The organism is Nodosilinea sp. LEGE 06152 (genome assembly GCF_015207525.1).
Taxonomy (GTDB): Bacteria; Cyanobacteriota; Cyanobacteriia; order Phormidesmidales; family Phormidesmidaceae; genus Nodosilinea.
This window is the reverse complement of sequence record NZ_JADEWR010000009.1, coordinates 109455-128562: the sequence shown is the minus strand read 5'-3', so window position 1 is coordinate 128562 and position 19108 is coordinate 109455. Positions and strand designations below refer to the sequence as shown.

The window sequence follows — 19108 nt, the reverse complement described above, 5'->3', positions numbered from 1 at the left end:
CCTGACCCAATCGACTCCATCTGTACCCAATCCATCAGCACAGCTCAGGCCGTGGCAGCAGCATTCGGCACAGCTCAGAGCAGCACCGCTCAGCTAGATCAATTCCTCGTCAGGTTGGGGAAAGCGATCGCTATCCAGCAGCGTTATCGGCAGCATCGCCAGCATGGGGGCGATCGCGTGGTAGGTGTCGGTGCCCTCCATACAATCGGTCAGCAGGTCAGCACTCAGCCACAGCCCGCCATCGATGTCAGCGATAGGAGCAACGCCCACCCACCGAGGCAGCAGCGATCGCATCTGTGCTATTTGGCTTTCGGTCACCGGCAGCCAGCGATCGCGCAGGAGTTCTCTTTGCTCAGGGGTGAACTCACCATCAGGGCGCAGGGTGTCACGCAGTAGCGATCGCTGGGGTGCTGTCAGGTTGACCCAGGCGATCGGGTTAGCGTCGAGCAGCTGCTTTAGTTCTAGTTGCTCAGGAGTCATGCAGCGCCAAGCTCAGACAAAAGAGTAGTTACAGCAGTACGAAACGCGATCGGATCTGGAATTGAATCACCCCAAAATACCAGTTGATTGCGGGCATTCGATGGGCCAGCACCTGACGCACCAGCAAAAGCTGACATATTCGTTGTGAGTATGGTAGAGCTGGTGTTTGTGACAACAGTAGAGCCAGATGAGCTGTAATGGGTGTAAGCGTTTGAGGCGCTACGGTTGACGGCAAAGAAACCTAGATTTTTAGGGATGTTGCTAGCCGCCCCAGAACTAGAAGACCTGACAACCCGCTGTATAGAAGCGCTATCAAATATCTCGACAGCCCCAGAAGTCGAGCCGGCTGCCGAGTTCCCGATCTGAATGCTCAAAGAATTTGTGTGTAAGGCCCCGCAGCTAAACCCGACGCTGTGGTTGTTTTGCTGACCAGCCAGAAACCCAATGTTGAAGCCTATATAAGCAGAGCCATTACCCTGCAACCCGTTCACAGATTTTTGGCCCGAGACAAAGCCGATGTTAGTGGGCAGCGCCCCACCCCTAGAGCAAAGCGGCACAAAGCACCCACCCAACCCCGAGAACCCAGCGAATGCCAGCAGCATCCCATTACTAAATGGGGCAAGGTTGCTATCGGCTTTGAGTTGCACAACGAATTTGTTATAGGCTGCCTTGGCCCCACTGGCAAAGACCGATCCAGCCGCCTCAACAGCAGTGAACCAGGTCAGGGCATCGGCATCATAGACAGGCCCAGCCGGAACAGCACTCAGCAGAGCCAAGATCGACTCTTCAAAGTTTCGGCCCAGGGTGGCCACCGCTGCCCCCCGAGTCGCCTGGAATGCCTGCACATGCAGCAGCAGCCCCTCTCGGTAACTCCGGTAAACCGTTGGCACCACCCCACCCCGAGCCGCGATCGCCGCCCGCCAGTGGGCCAGAACAGCCGCCTCATAGTTCATCGACGGCGACGGCAGCACCCCGCCAACCGCCTGCACAATCGCCACCAGGCGCAGCAAAACCGCCGCCTGGTAGTTGGGCACCGTGGCCACCGGCACCACACCCCCCAGGGCGACGATCAGCGCATCCAAGGCCGCGAGGTAGGCCCGCTCAAAGTTCACCGCAAAGCCTCGATCAGCTCATCCTTATCCATAGCCGATCGGCCTGAGATGTCCCTTTCTCTGGCCAGCGATCGCAACTCAGTCAGGGTTAGATCTTCCAGCGCTGGTGTTTCCTTGGGCTCAGGCTCAGGCCCTGGCGGTGCTGTTTCCTCACCCATAGACTCAGGCTCATGAATCAGGCCATCAAAGACCTGATGCTTCTCACGGTCAAACTCAGAGGCATTGATCAGCATGTAGCCCCCAGGAGCCTCGGGGGCCGCGATCGCGATCGTCGGCAGTTCACTCATTACTCACCCACCATCCCAGCAATCCGACAGGCCAACCGCGCGTCGACCAGCCTACGACCCCACAGGCAGGAGAGGTAAAAGCCGGTCTGGTGGTATTCGTCCCTGATTTCAAGCCGCAGGGCCACGCCGGTCATATCGTCCACCCAGGTCATGAAATTGTTAGTCACCCCAGGAATGTTCAACCGAGCAGCAGGCCGCGAGTCAAAGGCAAAGGCCATCGGGTGAAAGGCCAGGTTAATCGAGTGCGAGGCCCGCAGCGTCATCGCCTCACCACCAACCCGAGCCACCCGCAGCCCCGGCGAGATGGTCACGTTGGTATTACCCACCGCCAGGTTTACCGAAGAGACTACGGTATGGGTTTGGGTACCGCCCGCAAATGTAACGATGTCACCGGCCACCAGCGGGCTAGCGTTGGTCGCCTTGTTCACGCTGATCACCGTAGACCCGGCAGGGTGCGCCCCGTTGATCGTGGCAGCCCCAGCGGTTAAGGGTGTGCTGGTGTGGCTAATGCCATCTAAGCCGACGTCTTCATGCCAATCAAAGCCGTAAGCCCGCCCAATCTCACCCTCGCGCAGAGTCTCAGAACTACCCGACTGATCCACCAGGCGAAAGTTTTGCAAGCCGGTCGCGTTGCCATAGGCCCCCGAGTTAAGCACCAGCTGACGCATAAAGCGCGGGCATTTCTGGCGAGTTAGCACGGTCTTAGCCTGCTGTGCCTCAGCTGGGGAAGCCCCAAAGGGCGTAGTGCCCGCCGTGCCCACATAGCCGTAGATGCCAGGATAGGTATTCACGATGCTAGTGGTAATCGCTTCGACAATCGGCCCCACCGCATTTTGCAAAAACATCGGCGCGGCAGCGTCGGCATTTTCGAGAAGGGTAATGTGCTTCTCCGTCAGCGGGAAATTGACCTCCTGCCAAAAGTCTAGAGGCACCTGCACGGTCGTCGGGTTAGGGGCAGCCTGCGAGGCCGGAGGCACCGCCGCCGGTACAACGTTACGGGTTACAAACTCAGGCGGAACAATCACTTCTGTAGTCCCGCCGCGATTCGCCGCCTGAGAGCGATCGCCCACCGTGAGGTTGTTTACCAGCCCAGGTAGAGCAGTTTGGGCTCTAATCGTTTGGATGCTCAGAGCAAGCACCTTGCCATAAAGATCTTCGATAGCCATTTTTCAGAGTCCTAAGTTGAGAGTGTGAGAGAGAGCGAACGTTGAAACCTAGCGCTGCACAGTTACCGAACCGTTGAGCACATCAGTCGGATTAACACCGCTGACAATGCCGTTAGTGGCCTGCACCGTGCGCGGCGAGGTATCGGCGGCGGTATCGCCGGGGGTGGCCCCAGTCCCGGCCCCATCCTCGGCATGGAACATATCGGGGTATTTAGTCTTTAGGCCATCCCAAAAACCCTCGGGAGTTTTGGGGGTGCCATCCTCGGCCAGCTCGATCGAGCTGGTTACTTTGCCAAGCAGTAGTTCCTCATACTGAGGCCGCACCCCGGCAGCCGTGAGGCCGCGAGTCGCGGCCAGCTCTTTCGACAGTTGAGCGTTACCCGCCTGCATCTGCTGCAGCTGGGTTTTAAAGTCATCTCGCTCGGTTTGAGTTTGCTTTAGCTGGGCATCGGTGGCGCTGCGCTGATTCTGAGCATCGATCGCAGCGCGGGCGGCCACCGGGTCTAGTCCCTGGTAGGGCTGCAGCGCCTGCTGAAGCGCGTCAAGCTGGGTGGTGTCGGTGCCCTCGGGCAGAGAGGTTTTAAGTTTGTTGAGTGCTTGCAGAAAGTCCATTGGTATCCTCCAAAGTTACAGAGTCAGGAAAGAAGTTAGCGGCAGCCGCCAGCTGGCGCATTTCTTTTGTGCTGATGTCGCCCAGTTCCCGCAGGCGGGCATAGGCCAACAGCAGCTGCGGGTCGCTGGCAAGATTCTCGAAAAATTTGGTTTCTAGGGTGGCCGTACCGCCATAGTCCAGGCCCAACCACTGGGCATGACGGCGCAGGCACTCGCTAATGCCAGCGGCAAAATCAGAGGCAAAGAGGTAAAGCTCACTCTCGATCTTTTTGGCCTGCACCATCGTTGTGCTTGCAGCTTGGCGATCGCTCGGTTTAACCAGGTAATCGGCCCCCAAAAAATCCATTGCGCTTTCAATGTCCTTCACCTCAATACGCGACATCGCAAGACTTTGACTGTTCGGCTCAGCCCAGCCAAACCCACCCCCTAACGGCACATCCACGAGCCGACGCGGCCCAAGGGTTAGATCCTCACCCTGGCCACCCGTGCGAACCGGAGTAGGGAAACTGCAGTAGTGCATTTTTTGGCGGTGGTCAGAGTTGACCTGGTAATGCACCAGGTTTAATTTGGCGAGGCTTAAAAGGGTTGGGTTGCTGCTGAAGAACCCAGCGCGATCGCCGCCGTATAGGCAGACCAGGGGGATATGGTCAAAGGGTTGCACCACGCCGCGCAGCCGCCGACCCATCGGCCCACAGCGACCAGGGACGGCAACCTGCTGAAGCTTGCCAGCCTGATTCTTTACGACCACAAACGTATCGAAGCGCCCAGGGGTCAGCTGTAGGTAGAAAGTCTGCTCACTCTCCCCATAGTCGCCATCGGGCAAAATCTGGCTGTACCGCAGCACCACCATGCTCAAAACCTTGCGGCCCCCCACGCGCCGATAGCGCCAGTTGATCACATCGAGCGGGCTGTAATGGTTCCAGCAGGGGGCACGGCCCGCGCCCAGGCTATCGGCCAAGCTCACAATCCGATCGTCTTCTTCAGGAAAATCGACCAGGGTGAAGGTGTGCCCCAGCCGCAGCGCCGCCATGCCAATCTGGCCACACAGGCGATCGCCCGCCAGGCCCGCGCCGTCGAGGTTGGCCCAGTGTTTTTTAATCGCAGCCGGCACACCCTCCAGGCGCACCCCTTTGTTAAAGACCAGGCCGACAAAATCTCGGCAGCTCTGGGCAAAGCGATCGTCAAAATGCGACTGCAGCAGCCGCAGCTTATACTCGGTGGCCTCTTCCCCCGGCAGCTGCGGGAGATAACGCTTAGCGCTTTGTCGTGGCTCAATGGTGCCGTCGGCGCGATACTCCAACCAGGCGCGATCGCCGGTATAGACATCCTCCAACAGCCGCCAGATGGGGGCCTGCTGGCGGTAAGACGCGCACTCGTAATTGATTAAAGCAGCGGGCAAGGCTGAGACTCATGAGACTAAGGCTAAGTCTACCCGCAGCGGTGTGGGGAAGCGCCTTTGTTACGCGGGCGGTGGCCCATAGCGTGCTGGTTGGAGCTCTAAATCTGTGCCAGCCACCGCCGTCTTTTAAGGTGCGCTGTCGAAGGCATGAAAAAGCCGCCAGGAGCACCAGCGGCAGACCACAGTTATGAGAGTTCATCCTATCCGCGCATTATAAGCCCGCCACTCCACCGGCCCCCGCCGTCGCCACCGCCATAGATGCGACGGTAGACCACCAGCCCCGTAGTGCTGGCAATCTCATCAATGTATTGGTTGGCCTCTTGATGTAGCGTAGCCATGCGTTGACCAGGCGCATACTGCTGAGTTCCCCCAGCCCCAGAGCTAAAGGTTTGGGCCGCAAAAGGCACCGTAGTAGTCATCTGGGTTTGCAGTCGCTCCAGCTGGCGCAGGTGGGCTCTTATTGCGGGTTCGCTAATCTCCGCCACGCGGGCCGCGCATTGGGCCGCGATCGCTTGGTGGGTACCCATATCGCCGGGGTAACCCAAAAAGCGGCGAATGCCTTCAATATCAGCAGCTGTAAGCGTCATGTTTGGGTGGCTCCTGTCGTGTCTGAGTAGGTATCAAGGCCAGTGGCCACCGCCACCAAGGCGCAGTGACGGCGGTACTCGCGGCGCAGTTCGCTAACGAGGGTAGACCCTTCTAGCTGGGCTTCTGACAGGATGCCCGCCGCCAGGGTGTCTAGGGTGTCTAGGTAGCCTTCAATCGTGGCGATCGACGCATCTCTATAAGCAGCGTTGCTCATAGCGTCGATGGTGGCCAGGGCAGCGGCGATCGTCTCTTGGCTGTTTTGGGTGACAGGGTAACCGAGATATTTGCCCAGCTTGGGGGCGGTGGCAGTGGCGAAAGGCATCTAGTAACCGTAAGCTTCAGGGTTGGAGTTGATCGAAAGGGTGGCCGCCGTAGGGGCAGGGTGAACCCGAACCGTAGGAATAACTCTAGGGTCAAACGTACCCACCCGCCGCATCCCTTGACCATAGACCGCATCAGAAAAGCGCTCACCGCCGTAGGTGTCAAACAGGTGATTCGATCGGCGGTTGGGGTTTTGCTTACTCCATTCATCAAAACCCGCCAGGTAAGAGCTAGGCGGTGGCATCGGCAAATTACGCTGAATGCGATCGCCAGCATTTGAGAGCACACCTCCGATCGCATTCCTTACCCGCACATCAGGCCGCGACTGGTAGCGCCTCATCCGTTCATCCCATTCGCGGGAGAACTGATCACCCCCGTTTGTCGGGTCAATGCCATACCAGTTAGGCACCTGCACCCCCTCCAAAGACTCACCAAAACGCCCCCGTTTTTTGCTGCTCGTGGTGGTGCCATCGGCATTCATGCGCCAAACTCGGCCCAGGCGATTGCTCAAGGCCAGGGCAGAGCGCTCGGCCCGCTGCTGACGATTTAGCGCAGCTGTAGCCCTGCGCATGTTGCGAGTCGTGCGTCTAAAAGCGGCTTCCTGTCGTCGTTGCTCATTCAGGTAAGAACGATCGATGATCACCGTAGGCGACTGGCTAAACTCAGAGCCGGGGCTGTCGTCTTTAAAGGTGCGAACCCACTTAACCAACGTCTTCTGATCACCCAGAGCCTTAGCCGATGAGGCGATGTGCTTACAGGGCGACTCAGGGCGTATCTGCCCCCAGCTGCGATCGCGGCGATGCGATGGGGCGGTAGCCACCCGGTAACGTGTCTCTTCCCCGGTAAAGTCTGGGCAGCTGCAGGCGTAGGCCCATGGCCCAGCACCAGGCAGGTAGCCATCAGGGAGGGCACCGCCGCCGCCAGAGTCACTAGGCAAAGGCCAAGGCCCATCATAGCCAGGGCCATCGACCAGGCAATTAGGCTGATCATTCGTCCCTGTGTAGGTCGGGAAAAACCAGTAGGGTATGGGGTCTGCTGCGGTTGTGTACTGGCGGGTGAAAGTAACCGCTGATGGAGTTTCGTAGAAGTAACCGGGAGTGCTCCGCAGAATAACCCTGGCGGTGTTGCAGCGGTTAAAGAAATTCAGCAGGTAGTAGTAGCGCTGCTCAATCGCAAACAGCCCACTATTACCGGGTGCAGGCAGGGTAGCGATCGCGCCAAGGGTGCCGCCGCCGGTAACAACCCCCGTGGCCTGCTCAGTGCTAGGCCCAGGCGACAGGTAAACGCTTGCCCGCACAAAGCCACGGTTAGGGCCAAAGTCACTAGGCTTCACGTTGGCACTGCCATATTGAGACACCAGAGCATCGTAGGGGGTGCCCACATCCACCCAGGCCGCGCCCTGGTTAGTCGTTCGCATCCAGTAAAAGGGGCGCTTATCGTCCAGGTAAGGAGTGCCCACGCTATCGCCGCCAACCGAGTAGCAGATCCCTCCTATGCACAGCTGACCACCAACAAAGGTATAGGGCGGTGGGGTTGGGTCGTCGTCTTCCTCAAAGCGCACCACATCAACTTTCCAATTGCCGCGATCGCTGGCAGGCCCGCGCGGCGACGGGAACCAGAAGCGCCACCCGTCAGGGGTGCGATCGCGGCGGGCAGGCGTAATGAATAGCCCCCGACTCACCCGCGCCTTACGGCTGACATATTCGCGGGTTTGGTAAGCGTTATAGGTGACTGTCGCACCAGGGGCACGAAAGAATTTGGAGGCCATCACATCTCCATTTGGTTGAAGCGCGAGGCAAACTGACGCTGGCGCAGCAGCCAAAGCTGATTGGCACGGCCCAGAGCCGTAGGATCATGAATCACCTGCTGATGCAGCATGTAGGGCGTTGCGTGGAAGGTTGCGATCGCCTTCAAGGTTTCGTCAGGGTGCATCCTATTCCAGGCCAGGTAATAAGCGATCGCCTGTAGTTGTGCCTCGGCCACAGCTTCAGGCCAGATGGTGTAAGCAGAGGTTTTCAGCTCGATACAGGCCAGCCCCACAATGGGCAGGGTGGCCACCACATCCAGTGTCCCGGCATAGCCCAGGTCGGCATGGTGCACCACCTGATCCACCCACACCGGCCCCCCGGTTCGGATGATGGAGCGCACCAGCGGGAGCAGTCGCCTACACTGACGCTCTACCGGATGGGGCGCACCGTAGGCCCGACCATCGACAACACAGCGCTTAAACCAGGTATCGACCGCAGTGCCCCGAGCGATCGCGGCCTCTCGCCTCAGTTGGTAATCGACAGGAGCCGCCAGCTCAGCCCGCACCAGGGTATCGCGGCGATTCTGAGGCATGGTCACATCAAGAATGCTGGTGACGCTGGGGAGTTTCACCGGCTCAGTATCGGGGGCAGTTTTGACGGTGTACCAGCGCACGTTCTTTTTAAAGGTGGTTTTTTGCGTGTGAGCTAGCCCATAATGCCCGCGATCGCTGAGTCTCACCGTAAGACTGCCGGCCGCATTTTGTGAGACTACCGGAACGAGGCTGATCCAAACTTGGGCAGCCCTACGCCGAGCAGCTCCAGGTAGGCCAGGGCAGCCGCGTCGGTCATATCGTCGTGGGCACCATCGGGGAAGCTCACCAGCTCATTGATAAATTGGTTGTTCCACGGCCCTTGCAGTAGGTAGACCTCGCCAAACTCGGCAGCTCGACTCAGAGGGTTAGCCCGCTCTAGCTTGCTTAGCGTGGTGGTAATGCCCTTTGCGTCGTACCCGGCAAGTTGCGATCGCAGGGCCTGATTCTGGTACTCTCCGGCCTGGCCTGGGTCACGTTGCCAGCGCACCGGTATGCCAGGGCCATCAGCAGCGGCGATCGCCTTCAGCTTGGTATCGACTCCGGCAGGGGTCAGGTGGTCGTGGGTGCAGTCGCTGATCACCACGCCGCCATTTTGCATCAGGCCCATGCGAATGCTCGCGGTAGCGTCGGGGTCTTTGCCCTCGCGATCGCTGGTGCTGGCGAAGTCCCACACGCGCACCCACTTAACCACCTGGGGCAGCTGCTGAATGGTCGTGAACCACTCGGTTCTAAAGACTTTCCCAGCCTCGGCCCTCACGTTCCAATTGCCTTCAAGCAGTTTTTGACGCTCAATCAGCGGCAGCGCCTTTAGGTTTTTCAGGTAGTTGGGGTCTTTCTGGAGCAGCGCCGGGTTGTCGTAGACGCTCGACGGGATGAAGGTTAGCGATTTGCTGTCTTCGGTGGGTGCGTCGAACCACAGCAGCTGCCCGTCGTGTCGCTCGAAGTGGCGCACCACCCCGGCTTTCTCGGGGTCTGCAAAACCGTCCTCAGTTAGCCACCAGCCAATCAGCGATCGCACCCAGCTGTCTACCTCGGGGTTGCAGGTTGCCCGCAGGTAGGGGGTAATGCCCGAGGTCGAGCGCATCCGGCTGGTGAGGTACCAAAACTGGTATTCGCTAAAGTGGGTCAGCTCATCAAGGGCGATGTAGACCAGCTCTGTGCCCTGCCATTCCAGAACAGCGGCATCATTCTTGAGGTGACGCATCACAGCGTAAGAGCCTGCGGGGAAATTCCAGCGCAGGGCCGACACTTGCGGAATGCCGCCAGCGAGGGGGAACACCGCTAAGCTTGCATCCCATAGGCCGCCAGGGTTCTTAATTTGAGGGTACGATCGCCGGAAAAAAGTGGCGTTGAAAGCGGGGTTTTGGATGTGGCGTAGCGCCTCAAGTAGAATCGTCCAGCTTTTGCCGCCGCCCGCGCCACCGCCGAAGATGACGAAGTCAGCCGCCGAGGATAGGGCCTGAGTTTGGGGGCCAGGTTGGGGGCGTAGTTCGATGGTTTGGGGCATGTTCAGCCATTCAGCACAGGGGCGATCGCGCAGCGTCCCCGGAGGGGAATCGCCCTAGTTTGCCCAGGCTGGAGCCGCCTAAATTTCTTCCATGCCCATAATGGTCGCGTCGCCGTCCAGGTCGAAGGCCAGCACATCAGCGATCGCGCCTGGAGCTGTCCCAGGCTGACGGCGACCAGGGAAGCGATCGCGCTTACTGGCCAGCACCGGCAGGGCCAGCAGCAGCGCCAGGGCGAGGGCCAGGGCGAGGGCGAGGGTTTGGGAAATCATAAAAATTTTGCGCCTGGTCTAAGAAATGTAGGCTGGGGTGGGTTGGGGGGAGTCCCGGCATTAAGTCGATAGCGATCGCAGCCCTGCGGGGGCATCTCACCCGAGTTAGTTTGCTGTCACATCTCGCGGGCGCGTAGCACTAAGCAGCAACAGCCCGCCCATTGTCCGGCAGATAAATATGTACTTCAGCATGTGCCGTCGCTTCTGGTTGGGGGCGATCGCTCCATCCAGCCTGCGCCTTTAACCAGAAGATGCAGGCTGCTACTTCCCCTTCCATCGCCAGGGTGTAGAGCCTGTTGGCAACGTTGCTCGTCGCCTCAATTCTTCCCTTCCGGTAGGCCCGCTCAACCTCGGGGGTGTCCTTCCACTTTTGCAGAGTGCTCACGCTGATGTCGCAGGCGATCGCAATGTCTTCCAGGCGAAAGCCTTGGCCCGCCAGTCGCTCAATTTTTTGGATGTCGGTTTCCGTTGGGGTCTTCCGCGATCGCGCCATTAGCTCACCTTCCCGCTGTCTAGCAGCACCCGTTCTATCCTCTCTAGCCGCTCATGCACTCGCGCCAGCCGCAGCACTAGCTCTTGATTAGTCTTGGCTAGAGTCTCGTTGGTCTGAAAGTGCGACTCTAGGAGCCGCTGCATGGTGGCGTTAGATTGCTGGTTTTGGCGATCGCTATTTTTCAGCACGTACTGGAGCATCCAGAGGCCCGCGATCGCAAAGAAGCCGATTTCACCAAAGGGGATTTGATCCATCGTTGGGGCCAGCGCTGGGGCTTCTGATATTTGTGCCAGGCTGGCGGTGACTTCGACAAAGTTTCGGCTCATGCTTCAAGAGTTCCCAAGCAGCCGAAACCCCCAGCCCGGTAGGAATACCGGAGTTTCAATAAAGGGTTTATGAAGGTGCGATCGCTGCTGTGAGCAGATTTACCGATAGACTTTGTGGGTTAATCCGGTCGTAAGTTTCACAACCCACTCAGCCTCTGCACTTGCGGAGGCTTTGCTTTTGCTGGCGCTGCTGCTGCAGGATGATTGACCGGCGATCGCCACACGGTTACTCGCTCCGCTCCGCTGCACTCGTTGGGGCTATCCGCTACCAATGGCCCTATCAAAGGTGAATGCTAACCGGCGATCGCGTGGGCCATTCCGCTACTATCCCCAGCGGCCCAAAGGGCACGAGCTTAGTCCACTGTTCAGCCGGAACAACAAAGACCCCGATCCGCCACAGTTATCTAGCCTCCACAGGTTTTCTATTATCCCTAGCTAAGCACCCGCGCCAGCCCATGCCTATTCCGGCCACTCAGTAGGCGATCGGCACACCTAGGGCCTGCGTTGCGCGGCCTCCCTTGGTGCTGCGCTCCATTGGGCCACCGGGCTAAGATGCCTGCGATCGCCGGTAGTCGCTTTGGCAGCTGGCGCTAGTACCCCGGTCGCCCCGAAGGAAACCGTACCGGGTAGAGGGCCTGTAGTTTCGGCAGGTTTCACATGCTTACTTCACATCAGTTTTCGTTGGTCGTCGGTGCCTCAGTTCCTCGCAGCTGGCAGCACGTTCGGTTTTACCAGTCCATCGGCCAGGGCGGCTACTGTCTCTGGGGTTTCCCGGCAGCCAGCAGCGCGGCCACCATTGCGCGGGTTCAGCAGCTTGGCGGTGTTGTCACCTGCGCGGGCGAGTGCGCTAGCGCTCCCGGTTTTCGGTGGGTTCACTTCACCGCCAGCCCCTCTCTAGCGGCTCAGTTCGCGCTCAAGTTTCACGCGCCGGTCGGTGCCACTCCGTTGCTGGTCACCGGCAAGGGCACCCTCGGCAAGCGGCGCGGTGCTCGGGTTCTAGTTCAGTCAGTCGCTTAGCGGCTCACCCGGCAGGGGCTCTCGCCTCTGCTGGGTTTTTTTATGGTTCCGACTTTGCTCACTCGCTGGATGCTCCAGGGCGGGCCGTGCTGCGCTGTCGGCCCCACCCTCCGCAAATCCTCGCGTCAAACTTTCCGCAAGTAGAGGAACGGTCGCCCGTTGGGCCACCGGGAAACCCGCGTCAGAGTTTCCGCAAGTAGTTAGTTTCTCGTTGCCGAGTGCCAGCGCAGCGGGAAAGCATACCACGCAGACCCCTGGCCACCAGGGCAAGCGCTGCACTACCGGCGCATTTTAGGGGTGCTCGTTTTGTTGTTGGCTTGCGGCCCACAGGCGATCGGCAACACTCGGGATCTGTGCCAGCCACCCGCTTTTTTAAGGTCAGCGCGACCATTTTTTTGCGCCTCATGCCCTGGCGGCCCCTTCGCGGCGTGGTGTCGCTTCGCGTTGGGCGCTGTCATCGGATAGATGCTCTGCCTCCGCTGCGCTACGGGGTATGGTGCTCCCTCCGGTCGCGTTTTGGTTGCGCCGGGTGCGGGCGCTCACCCGTCGCCCCGCCCCCAGACCCCCACCCCGGCTCGGGGGTGGCAGGGCCGTGCCCGCCTGTCAAGTTTTTTCGCGGCGGTTCAGCCATTTGGCGTAGGGGTTTGGGCCAGCCTCGCGGCCCAGGCGCAGCCCTACCAGGGCAGCAGGTTTCCCGCYRWGYTGCTGNNAWSYYKCGCANRYKSWGGCNCSMGCWGCWGNNGCTNCMKSRRMRYYSYAGAGMCANNMRCCGNCCWGSSCKMYGGWYTGGKRRMAMSKRRCGNGCWSCCASCNWGCGNGGMAYTGRGGCACAGCGCGGGCAGCTCAGCCGCCCAGGCGGCAGCATCGGCCACGGCCACCACCACACCAGCGCGGCCCATTTTGGCAGCTCTCGCCCATGTCGCCCAGCTCACTAGCCCCATCTCTCAGCCCTATATCGGTACCCCTTTATTGTAGCATCCTATCCGCATTTTTGCGCGTATATATTTACATTCTTACAGCTCTATTGCCTTGCTATTTCCGCATTACTGCGCGTATAATTAGACAAGAGCAAGAGAGAAATTCCGGCTTAGGTAGTCAAGATTTGCCGATCGCAGCAGCCGCCCAGGCGAACGATCAGCCCATGTACCCGACTGATAGGGCAGCAGCCGACCAGGCGAACCCCAGCACGAGAGACAGCAAGGCACCTCAAGGCGTAGGGCGAAAGCCCATTTTGAAGCTTCGGTAAGTATCTCTCCTTGGTAGTGGCGGCAGCAGGTTGGCCACCGACCGCTAGACACCAGACCCGGCATTTTAAGGCACTGGTTTTAAGGCACTCGCAGCCACCGCCAAGGGCAGCTCTCATCTATTCACCACCACACCACAGCCAGAGCCATGACCTACGAGCAGCAGACCACCGCCGATCAATGGGCCAACGAGCAGGCAGAGCCAGATGCAGACTTTTGGGCATGGGTAGAGGCCGAGCTAAGCAAGCCCGCCTGTAGCTTCTGCCAGTGCTGGCAGTCGGCCCGCATCGTTAACGGCCAGCTCAGGCCCGCCCACTGCTGGGCTATGGCGCAGCTCGATCGCAACCCGCAGCCGCCCAACAGCTACGCCCAAACCTGCAAGTTATACCGCCCAGTTCTTTAGCCCACCCGGCACCAGCCCGCCGCCCAGGCGGGCACCCATACACCACAGCAGAGAGTAACCAGCTATGAGCACCAACAAAGGCGGCAGAGCGATGCTACTGCACTCAGGCCACAACGACGACAGGCCAAAGCGCCTCACCAGCCAGCCGATCGCGCTGGTGACGAAAGCCCGGATGGTCGCCATCCTCAAAGACCGAGGCAAGCTAGCCAGCATCTACCTAAACGATCGCAGCCTGATTGCCCTTATGCGCGACAGCCGCCGCGCTCGCCAGAGTTGCGACGAGTGCAACGGCACCGGAGTAGACACCAGCCGCCGCAACCCCGAGCCATGCCCAGTCTGTAACGGCAAACGCTATCGCTAACCACAACCACCACAAAGAGAAATCAGCCATGACCGACCAACAGCAGACCGACACCTACGCCGAGCTAACCCGCACTCTTAAAAATATCGAGCTGGCACTCATGGCCACCGCCGCCGCCAATCCCCCCAATTGGAAGCGGCCCCTAGCCAGCTACAAAAACGGATGGGTGAAAGCGATCGGAGGTTACGAAGTCGCCCGCGACCAGCACGGCCCGACCAAAGTTTTTTGGATGGGCCACCACTACACGCGGAGGGCAGGCCAGAACAAAAAGTATGGAGCCGCAATCTGGTTTTCTCGGGCAATGGGCAAAGGCGAAGGCGACACCGTTGCCTATGGTCGACTGATCACATTCGCCGCCGATGCCGATGCCGATGCTGACGAGCTGCCCGACTACGTTGTGAAGGCGCTGGGATGACAGAGGGCGTGTACCTGATCACCTGCACCGCGACAGGTGATCAGTATGTGGGGTGGTCGGCCAAGCTTGCGGTGAGATGGGAGAAGCACCGAAAAGACTTGGTCGCCAGGAGACACCACAACTCCGACATGCAATCCTTAGCGGACGAATACGGCATAGAGTCATTCACCTTTGAGGTTTTGGAGACTTCTGGGCCAAACTCAATCGGGGAGTACGCATGGATAGCAAAGCTACAGCCAACCCTCAACGGAACTGGCACCAAAAGATCCAGGGCAAAGCACACCGAGCGGATGAGGGTTATCTGGGCACTGCGGAAAACAGAGCCAGAGTTCAGACGACAACAGGCGATCGCCGCCGCCATTGAGGGAGCGATCGCAGCCCTAGAGAAGCACGAGGACTTCATTACACCCAGGCAGAGGCGGCAGCTACGGCAAATCGCAGGAGAGGATGAGCTATGATAAATCCGCATTCTTATGCGGTATGTGAAATGTTAAAGCCTCTGGTCGACCAGCTTGTAGAGGCGGATGGGCGCAACCTCAACCAGTTGGCGATCGCCTACGGCATAGCCAAGGACGGGGAGAAGCCTGAGCGTCAGGACAAATACCGCAACACCCTGCTTAGAATCGTCGAGAAACCCGACTCCGCCAGTTGGGAAAACCTCGCCCGATTTTTGCGAGTGCTCGGCGTCGACGCTGAGGCAGCCCTTACCATCGCCATAAGCTCAGCCGCAAAAGCCAAAGCCTCTTAGCCGATAATGCCAGAGTGTGAGTAGGCGAAACTACAACCCCCGCCCAGCCGCAAGGCTGGGTTTTTTGTACGCTTAGATATCCCCCACCGGCAAAGGCCCAGGCATGAGCGAGAGCAGCCCCACCTATGGCGACCCCCACCGGCAAGCAGTAGCGATCGCCCGCCAGGAAATCGAGCAAGCGATCGCTACACTCAAGGCCAATAAGCAGCACATCACCGAAGGTCAGGAGACAGCTATAAAGCGAATTCTGTACGGTGCCCCAGAGCAACCCGAGCATCACCCCCAGAATGGGGGCTGGAGTTGATCGGGGTTGAGGCCACGGCCAGCAGGCACCACCGGCAGCGCTGGCGGTTCGATCAGGTTTAGCTGCCCCGCCCGCTCACGTTTACGCCTGCGGTTGTGCAGCAGGTAAGGGCGATCGTGGTTAATGTGGCAGACCGAGCAAAGGGCCGCCAGGTTAGCCGGGTCATTGTCCCTAGGATTCTGGTTAAGGTGCGCCACCGTCAGCACAAAGCGCCCCGGTTTGTGCAGCTCCAGACCCCAACCCGCCGCGATCGCCCTTGTGCTGAATTGGGTTAAATCCTCCCCAGGCATTCGGCACGGACGAGAGCACCGGCAGCAGCACCAGCCCGCCGCCTCTTTCACCTGGCGAGAAATCTTGGGCCAATCAGGGGAGTAGCGAGAGCGATCGATCGGCATGGCTAATCGTCAAACTCATCCGGCTCTTCAACGGCAAAAACAATGGCCTTGAGCGTTTCGCCATCCTCAGACCACTCGTAGTTATTGACGTACATCTCACAATCAGCGCTGGTAGCCAGCTCCGCAACAATAAAATCCCCAATTAGGTCAAGAATTTTGCTCACTGAAATTTCGATGGTTTTCTTCATAGCTTTACTGTGGTTCGGTTACTTGCGGAAGACTTACTTTTTGTGACTCCACGAATTTATCAGCCCTAATACATCGGTGGTACTGCGACCCAGCCGCACCCATCTGCCCACCTCAGAGGCGCGCGCCTCAGCTGTCGGAGTCCCACAGGCACCACCGGGAATGTGCTTCTGTACGTCGATGCGATCGCCCAGGCCAGCCATGAAGCGGTAATACCGTTTGCCGTGGCTGGGGTAAGCCGTCACCATGGCCCAGGCCGTGCCGTTCTCCGTTTGGGTGCTCATTGAGATGCGCTTGTAAGGGTGGGTGGGGTGTAGTTTACGGTGCCCCACATCAGCCAAACCCCTTTGGCGTGGGGCGATTGTTTGGCGGTGAACCGCTGATGATGTCAGGCATAAGCCCACTCATTAAAAGCGATCGCCCCTCAGCCTCAAACCACTCACGCCCCTCTTCGGCGGTAGCGTCAAACTCGCCAGCGGCAACTCGCTTTGCCAACTCAGGAAAGCCGTTATTCTCCAGATCAATAAGCAGCTGCTCAGTGGGTAAAGCTAAGGGTGATTTGAAATCGTCGTAGTGGCCAGCGCTGGCCAGCGCGATCGCCTCAGCAGGGCAGCCCGCCTCTTCCATAGCGCGGGCAAGTCGTTCTGTGGCGGGTTCGCTCATTCGTCATCCTCGGGTAACTCAACATCACCAGGAGTGATCTCTTTGCGGAGGATTTGACGGCGCAGCTCATCAGGGGTAAGGCCCATGCGGTCAGCTGTGTAGCTCAACATCGCCTCAATTTGAGTTTGATTCGCACGAATCCTAGAACTAATCAGGCTGCCAGCCTGAGCACTTTTGGAGCGGTTGTTTAGCCATGCCCAAATGGTTAACCAATCATCATCATGGACACCCAGAGGGCCAACCCAGAAGCGCTTCGGCATAGTGTCAGAGTCGTTCGCAGACATCGTGCCGATCCTCGCACAGATACAGATTAGAAACATCCTAGTACCAATATTGTACCCTGTGGTATGGTACAGAAACGGTACAAGTTTGTACCAAATTATGCCAACAGCATCAGCGATCGCTCAGCCGTTCCCAATGAGCGATCGCCTTCCTTCCTTTTGGAGTTTCGCCTATGCCTCCCCTTGCGTCAGCACCAGCCGCAACCAGTCAGGTTGTACGGCCAGAGCTAAATTTTGTCGTTCTATTCAAAGAGCAAAAGTTCTCCGAGGCGATCGCCCGCACCCGGATCGCCACCGTCGCAAACACCCTGGTCTATGCCCTGCAACATCTAGACCCAGACGGCGAATACACAACGATCATTAGCCAGGGCAAGCAGTTTGATTACTGCCTGGTAGACCTCAGAATGCAGCCCAACATGATCATTGCCGAAACCATTGGCCGCACAGAGGCCGCAATTTTGCACCAGCGCCTAGTGACGATAGACCCCGCCAACATGAGGCGATATGCGATCGCCCGATGTGGGCAGCTCGACATTCAGGGCAGCTAATCACACGCGGCAAGGGCCACGGATTGGGGGCCAGGGCAACGACCCCCCCGGATAGGTAGAAGACTTCGGATAGCAGCGACCAAGGCCAGGGCAAACCTCTTACTCAGGACAACCCGCCCGCCGCAGACGCACCCGCCTATAGGCCGAGCCAGGGGAGCAATGAGTTACCAGCTTACACACTCCCCCTCGCCCTGCCACCAGAGAACACAGAACCAAAAGAACCATGTTCAGGGCCACCCTACGGGGTGGCCACCCCTACAGAATACGCCATGAGCCAACAGACATTCACCGTTGAAGCGATCGAAGACACCACCCAAGAAGTAGTGGAAGTGACGATCAGATGCAGTCGAAACCTGATTCAAGTGGGCTTAGATGTCGCACGAATGCAGGTAGAAGCCCTCGGCACCAGCCCGCCGCCCCATCGGCCACAGCTAGAGCCAGGGCCAGAGCCAGAGCCTGAACCAGTGAGGATAAATGTTTGGGACAACATCCCCCGAGCACCAGTGATCAACCGACCAGAGCCGATTTTACCGAGGGTTTGACGATGGAGGAATGGCAAAACATAGCGATCGCAGAGGTTAACGAACTGTGTTACCTGCTGAGGGAAGGCCCGAGTTTTACCAAGGCTGACCTATGCGATCGCCTGCGTGGTCTGCTGGAGTACATCGAGCTAGACCCCGCTCAAGACCCACATATCGAGGATGACTTAATGCACCTAACTACCCGCGACGACTTGATAAACCACATAGGGATCTACTGCACACATTTAGAGTTTGAGCGCTTAAGGCGAATAGCCAAACTTGCCTATCAGGAAAGTTTGAACCAGCAGCGGGCGATCGCCCTACAGGCCCAGGCCGATCCAGGGTGGCTAACCGAGGACGACACCCCCACCGCAGCCGACCCAGGCGACGGCATTGGGACAGAGCCAGAGTGTGTTGTTTATGCCCCAGGCCAGGAGTAAGACCCTATGACACCACAGGAAATTATCGATCGCGTTGCCCGCTCTCAGGAGGTAATCGAGTTCGCCACCAGCCCCGGCAGAGCATTTATCCTGATCGCTCACCTGCAGCTGGCGCTAAGGCACCCTGACAACCACGGCCAGAGCGCAGAGTTTGTCAGGCAGATCATCACTAACCTGGCGATGGCGATCGCTCAGAAGACCGAAACGCCCGAATTAGCTGGCATGGTTGCCCAGGGCTATCATCCCGAGTTTGACCTTACCGAGGCCGAGGCCGACGAGTATTTTGGGGAACGGCCCAGGCCCGAGCGATCGCTGAATCTCTCTCTCGACCTGGCCGAGGATGCCGACAACGAGGCGATCGGTAAGGCCCTGGCCATGCTCATGCAGCAGACCCCAGACCCAGAGGCCACCTTTGAGAATTGGCAAGCCGCACTCGCTAAGGCCAAGATTGAGCCCATTTTCCCCGCCTGACGAGGCCCCTAGCCAGGGCCGAAACACCTGCCGAAAACTCTTCAAGCCTGGACAAGTTTGGACGTTGCTCAGGCCGAGAACTACTAAAGCAGGTGTCGCGGTTTGGCTTCCAACCCCAACCCGCAGAGGTAGCGGCTTAAGTAATACACGACAGCATTTTGCCGTTTTGTCTCTAATCGGTTGCTACCTCTTGAGATAGAAATCGGTTA

30 protein-coding genes are annotated in these 19108 nt (G+C 58.8%); 11 read left to right on the top strand and 19 right to left on the bottom strand.

Annotated features, from left to right (window positions below; genetic code table 11):
• Positions 1–93: 93 nt before the first annotated feature.
• From IQ265_RS13840 to IQ265_RS13775, 14 genes are all read right to left on the bottom strand, one after another.
• The gene (locus IQ265_RS13840; protein WP_194054542.1) at positions 94–480 is read right to left on the bottom strand and encodes a hypothetical protein; all 387 of its coding nucleotides are present in this window, start codon (positions 478–480) and stop codon (positions 94–96) included.
• Positions 477–1592, bottom strand: a complete 1116-nt coding sequence (locus IQ265_RS13835) for a hypothetical protein (protein WP_194054540.1) — start codon at positions 1590–1592, stop codon at positions 477–479. The genes IQ265_RS13840 and IQ265_RS13835 overlap by 4 nt, the downstream gene beginning before the upstream one ends.
• Entirely contained in the window at positions 1589–1879 is a 291-nt protein-coding gene (locus IQ265_RS13830; RefSeq protein WP_194054538.1) for a Rho termination factor N-terminal domain-containing protein, read from the bottom strand. The genes IQ265_RS13835 and IQ265_RS13830 overlap by 4 nt, the downstream gene beginning before the upstream one ends.
• Entirely contained in the window at positions 1879–3045 is a 1167-nt protein-coding gene (locus IQ265_RS13825) for a P22 phage major capsid protein family protein (RefSeq protein WP_194054536.1), read from the bottom strand. The genes IQ265_RS13830 and IQ265_RS13825 overlap by 1 nt, the downstream gene beginning before the upstream one ends.
• A 48-nt stretch (positions 3046–3093) precedes the next feature.
• Positions 3094–3657: a hypothetical protein gene (locus IQ265_RS13820; protein ID WP_194054534.1), complete on the bottom strand. Its 564-nt coding sequence runs from the start codon at positions 3655–3657 to the stop codon at positions 3094–3096.
• Positions 3626–5056: a DUF4055 domain-containing protein gene (locus tag IQ265_RS13815; RefSeq protein ID WP_194054532.1), complete on the bottom strand. Its 1431-nt coding sequence runs from the start codon at positions 5054–5056 to the stop codon at positions 3626–3628. The genes IQ265_RS13820 and IQ265_RS13815 overlap by 32 nt, the downstream gene beginning before the upstream one ends.
• 200 nt (positions 5057–5256) lie before the next feature.
• Complete coding sequence (locus IQ265_RS13810; protein WP_194054530.1) at positions 5257–5643, bottom strand: hypothetical protein; 387 nt, start codon at positions 5641–5643, stop codon at positions 5257–5259.
• On the bottom strand, positions 5640–5966 hold the full coding sequence (locus tag IQ265_RS13805; RefSeq protein ID WP_194054528.1) for a hypothetical protein: 327 nt from the start codon (positions 5964–5966) through the stop codon (positions 5640–5642). Before IQ265_RS13805 ends, IQ265_RS13810 begins: the two co-directional genes overlap by 4 nt.
• Positions 5967–7733, bottom strand: a complete 1767-nt coding sequence (locus IQ265_RS13800) for a hypothetical protein (RefSeq protein ID WP_194054526.1) — start codon at positions 7731–7733, stop codon at positions 5967–5969.
• Positions 7733–8452, bottom strand: coding sequence for a hypothetical protein (locus tag IQ265_RS13795; protein ID WP_194054524.1), 720 nt, complete (start codon positions 8450–8452; stop codon positions 7733–7735). Before IQ265_RS13795 ends, IQ265_RS13800 begins: the two co-directional genes overlap by 1 nt.
• Positions 8453–8481: 29 nt before the next feature.
• Entirely contained in the window at positions 8482–9813 is a 1332-nt protein-coding gene (gene terL / locus IQ265_RS13790; protein ID WP_194054522.1) for a phage terminase large subunit, read from the bottom strand.
• Between the two features lie 78 nt (positions 9814–9891).
• Positions 9892–10083, bottom strand: a complete 192-nt coding sequence (locus tag IQ265_RS13785; protein ID WP_194054514.1) for a hypothetical protein — start codon at positions 10081–10083, stop codon at positions 9892–9894.
• A 139-nt stretch (positions 10084–10222) separates the two neighbouring features.
• Positions 10223–10576 carry a hypothetical protein gene (locus tag IQ265_RS13780; RefSeq protein ID WP_194054512.1) on the bottom strand — a complete coding sequence of 118 codons (354 nt, stop codon included), beginning with the start codon at positions 10574–10576 and terminating at the stop codon, positions 10223–10225.
• Positions 10576–10902: a hypothetical protein gene (locus IQ265_RS13775; protein ID WP_194054511.1), complete on the bottom strand. Its 327-nt coding sequence runs from the start codon at positions 10900–10902 to the stop codon at positions 10576–10578. Before IQ265_RS13775 ends, IQ265_RS13780 begins: the two co-directional genes overlap by 1 nt.
• Positions 10903–11559: 657 nt before the next feature.
• Here IQ265_RS13775 and IQ265_RS13770 point away from each other — a divergent pair.
• The 7 genes from IQ265_RS13770 to IQ265_RS13740 all read left to right on the top strand — a co-directional run bounded on the left by IQ265_RS13770 (position 11560) and on the right by IQ265_RS13740 (position 15394).
• Positions 11560–11919 carry a hypothetical protein gene (locus tag IQ265_RS13770; RefSeq protein ID WP_194054509.1) on the top strand — a complete coding sequence of 120 codons (360 nt, stop codon included), beginning with the start codon at positions 11560–11562 and terminating at the stop codon, positions 11917–11919.
• Positions 11920–13311: 1392 nt separating this feature from the next.
• Positions 13312–13566 carry a hypothetical protein gene (locus IQ265_RS13765; RefSeq protein WP_194054507.1) on the top strand — a complete coding sequence of 85 codons (255 nt, stop codon included), beginning with the start codon at positions 13312–13314 and terminating at the stop codon, positions 13564–13566.
• Between the two features lie 64 nt (positions 13567–13630).
• Positions 13631–13927 carry a hypothetical protein gene (locus IQ265_RS13760; RefSeq protein WP_194054505.1) on the top strand — a complete coding sequence of 99 codons (297 nt, stop codon included), beginning with the start codon at positions 13631–13633 and terminating at the stop codon, positions 13925–13927.
• Positions 13928–13955: 28 nt separating this feature from the next.
• A complete protein-coding gene (locus IQ265_RS13755; protein WP_194054503.1) occupies positions 13956–14342 on the top strand; it encodes a single-stranded DNA-binding protein in 387 nt (128 codons plus the stop codon).
• The gene (locus IQ265_RS13750; RefSeq protein ID WP_194054502.1) at positions 14339–14800 is read left to right on the top strand and encodes a GIY-YIG nuclease family protein; all 462 of its coding nucleotides are present in this window, start codon (positions 14339–14341) and stop codon (positions 14798–14800) included. Before IQ265_RS13755 ends, IQ265_RS13750 begins: the two co-directional genes overlap by 4 nt.
• Positions 14801–14829: 29 nt before the next feature.
• Positions 14830–15090: a hypothetical protein gene (locus tag IQ265_RS13745; RefSeq protein WP_194054500.1), complete on the top strand. Its 261-nt coding sequence runs from the start codon at positions 14830–14832 to the stop codon at positions 15088–15090.
• A gap of 103 nt (positions 15091–15193) precedes the next feature.
• The gene (locus tag IQ265_RS13740) at positions 15194–15394 is read left to right on the top strand and encodes a hypothetical protein (RefSeq protein WP_194054498.1); all 201 of its coding nucleotides are present in this window, start codon (positions 15194–15196) and stop codon (positions 15392–15394) included.
• On the opposite strand, the gene IQ265_RS13735 is transcribed toward IQ265_RS13740, so the two are convergent.
• The 5 genes from IQ265_RS13735 to IQ265_RS13715 are packed head-to-tail and all read right to left on the bottom strand — an operon-like array spanning position 15367 to position 16922.
• A complete protein-coding gene (locus IQ265_RS13735) occupies positions 15367–15789 on the bottom strand; it encodes a hypothetical protein (RefSeq protein ID WP_194054496.1) in 423 nt (140 codons plus the stop codon). The genes IQ265_RS13740 and IQ265_RS13735 overlap by 28 nt on opposite strands.
• A gap of 2 nt (positions 15790–15791) precedes the next feature.
• The gene (locus IQ265_RS13730) at positions 15792–15977 is read right to left on the bottom strand and encodes a hypothetical protein (protein WP_194054494.1); all 186 of its coding nucleotides are present in this window, start codon (positions 15975–15977) and stop codon (positions 15792–15794) included.
• A 33-nt stretch (positions 15978–16010) separates the two neighbouring features.
• The gene (locus IQ265_RS13725) at positions 16011–16259 is read right to left on the bottom strand and encodes a hypothetical protein (protein WP_194054492.1); all 249 of its coding nucleotides are present in this window, start codon (positions 16257–16259) and stop codon (positions 16011–16013) included.
• Positions 16260–16308: 49 nt separating this feature from the next.
• On the bottom strand, positions 16309–16638 hold the full coding sequence (locus IQ265_RS13720; protein WP_194054490.1) for a hypothetical protein: 330 nt from the start codon (positions 16636–16638) through the stop codon (positions 16309–16311).
• Positions 16635–16922, bottom strand: a complete 288-nt coding sequence (locus IQ265_RS13715; protein WP_194054488.1) for a hypothetical protein — start codon at positions 16920–16922, stop codon at positions 16635–16637. The genes IQ265_RS13720 and IQ265_RS13715 overlap by 4 nt, the downstream gene beginning before the upstream one ends.
• Positions 16923–17092: 170 nt before the next feature.
• On the opposite strand from IQ265_RS13715, the gene IQ265_RS13710 reads away from it, so the two are divergent.
• The 4 genes from IQ265_RS13710 (at position 17093) to IQ265_RS13695 (ending at position 18899) form a co-directional block, all read left to right on the top strand.
• A complete protein-coding gene (locus IQ265_RS13710; protein ID WP_194054486.1) occupies positions 17093–17467 on the top strand; it encodes a hypothetical protein in 375 nt (124 codons plus the stop codon).
• 269 nt (positions 17468–17736) lie between these two features.
• Positions 17737–18009 carry a hypothetical protein gene (locus IQ265_RS13705; protein WP_194054484.1) on the top strand — a complete coding sequence of 91 codons (273 nt, stop codon included), beginning with the start codon at positions 17737–17739 and terminating at the stop codon, positions 18007–18009.
• 2 nt (positions 18010–18011) lie between these two features.
• Positions 18012–18428 carry a hypothetical protein gene (locus IQ265_RS13700; RefSeq protein WP_194054482.1) on the top strand — a complete coding sequence of 139 codons (417 nt, stop codon included), beginning with the start codon at positions 18012–18014 and terminating at the stop codon, positions 18426–18428.
• Between the two features lie 6 nt (positions 18429–18434).
• A complete protein-coding gene (locus IQ265_RS13695) occupies positions 18435–18899 on the top strand; it encodes a hypothetical protein (RefSeq protein ID WP_194054480.1) in 465 nt (154 codons plus the stop codon).
• Positions 18900–19108: the final 209 nt, after the last annotated feature.

Bases quoted from the DNA above. Each gene is read 5' to 3' on its own strand.
- IQ265_RS13840 (WP_194054542.1), bottom strand. From the start codon at position 480: ATGACTCCTGAGCAACTAGAACTAAAGCAGCTGCTCGACGCTAACCCG.
- IQ265_RS13830 (WP_194054538.1), bottom strand. From the start codon at position 1,879: ATGAGTGAACTGCCGACGATCGCGATCGCGGCCCCCGAGGCTCCTGGG.
- IQ265_RS13825 (WP_194054536.1), bottom strand. From the start codon at position 3,045: ATGGCTATCGAAGATCTTTATGGCAAGGTGCTTGCTCTGAGCATCCAA.
- IQ265_RS13820 (WP_194054534.1), bottom strand. From the start codon at position 3,657: ATGGACTTTCTGCAAGCACTCAACAAACTTAAAACCTCTCTGCCCGAG.
- IQ265_RS13810 (WP_194054530.1), bottom strand. From the start codon at position 5,643: ATGACGCTTACAGCTGCTGATATTGAAGGCATTCGCCGCTTTTTGGGT.
- IQ265_RS13805 (WP_194054528.1), bottom strand. From the start codon at position 5,966: ATGCCTTTCGCCACTGCCACCGCCCCCAAGCTGGGCAAATATCTCGGT.
- IQ265_RS13800 (WP_194054526.1), bottom strand. From the start codon at position 7,733: ATGGCCTCCAAATTCTTTCGTGCCCCTGGTGCGACAGTCACCTATAAC.
- terL (WP_194054522.1), bottom strand. From the start codon at position 9,813: ATGCCCCAAACCATCGAACTACGCCCCCAACCTGGCCCCCAAACTCAG.
- IQ265_RS13785 (WP_194054514.1), bottom strand. From the start codon at position 10,083: ATGATTTCCCAAACCCTCGCCCTCGCCCTGGCCCTCGCCCTGGCGCTG.
- IQ265_RS13780 (WP_194054512.1), bottom strand. From the start codon at position 10,576: ATGGCGCGATCGCGGAAGACCCCAACGGAAACCGACATCCAAAAAATT.
- IQ265_RS13775 (WP_194054511.1), bottom strand. From the start codon at position 10,902: ATGAGCCGAAACTTTGTCGAAGTCACCGCCAGCCTGGCACAAATATCA.
- IQ265_RS13770 (WP_194054509.1), top strand. From the start codon at position 11,560: ATGCTTACTTCACATCAGTTTTCGTTGGTCGTCGGTGCCTCAGTTCCT.
- IQ265_RS13765 (WP_194054507.1), top strand. From the start codon at position 13,312: ATGACCTACGAGCAGCAGACCACCGCCGATCAATGGGCCAACGAGCAG.
- IQ265_RS13760 (WP_194054505.1), top strand. From the start codon at position 13,631: ATGAGCACCAACAAAGGCGGCAGAGCGATGCTACTGCACTCAGGCCAC.
- IQ265_RS13755 (WP_194054503.1), top strand. From the start codon at position 13,956: ATGACCGACCAACAGCAGACCGACACCTACGCCGAGCTAACCCGCACT.
- IQ265_RS13750 (WP_194054502.1), top strand. From the start codon at position 14,339: ATGACAGAGGGCGTGTACCTGATCACCTGCACCGCGACAGGTGATCAG.
- IQ265_RS13745 (WP_194054500.1), top strand. From the start codon at position 14,830: ATGTTAAAGCCTCTGGTCGACCAGCTTGTAGAGGCGGATGGGCGCAAC.
- IQ265_RS13740 (WP_194054498.1), top strand. From the start codon at position 15,194: ATGAGCGAGAGCAGCCCCACCTATGGCGACCCCCACCGGCAAGCAGTA.
- IQ265_RS13735 (WP_194054496.1), bottom strand. From the start codon at position 15,789: ATGCCGATCGATCGCTCTCGCTACTCCCCTGATTGGCCCAAGATTTCT.
- IQ265_RS13730 (WP_194054494.1), bottom strand. From the start codon at position 15,977: ATGAAGAAAACCATCGAAATTTCAGTGAGCAAAATTCTTGACCTAATT.
- IQ265_RS13725 (WP_194054492.1), bottom strand. From the start codon at position 16,259: ATGAGCACCCAAACGGAGAACGGCACGGCCTGGGCCATGGTGACGGCT.
- IQ265_RS13720 (WP_194054490.1), bottom strand. From the start codon at position 16,638: ATGAGCGAACCCGCCACAGAACGACTTGCCCGCGCTATGGAAGAGGCG.
- IQ265_RS13715 (WP_194054488.1), bottom strand. From the start codon at position 16,922: ATGTCTGCGAACGACTCTGACACTATGCCGAAGCGCTTCTGGGTTGGC.
- IQ265_RS13710 (WP_194054486.1), top strand. From the start codon at position 17,093: ATGCCTCCCCTTGCGTCAGCACCAGCCGCAACCAGTCAGGTTGTACGG.
- IQ265_RS13705 (WP_194054484.1), top strand. From the start codon at position 17,737: ATGAGCCAACAGACATTCACCGTTGAAGCGATCGAAGACACCACCCAA.
- IQ265_RS13700 (WP_194054482.1), top strand. From the start codon at position 18,012: ATGGAGGAATGGCAAAACATAGCGATCGCAGAGGTTAACGAACTGTGT.
- IQ265_RS13695 (WP_194054480.1), top strand. From the start codon at position 18,435: ATGACACCACAGGAAATTATCGATCGCGTTGCCCGCTCTCAGGAGGTA.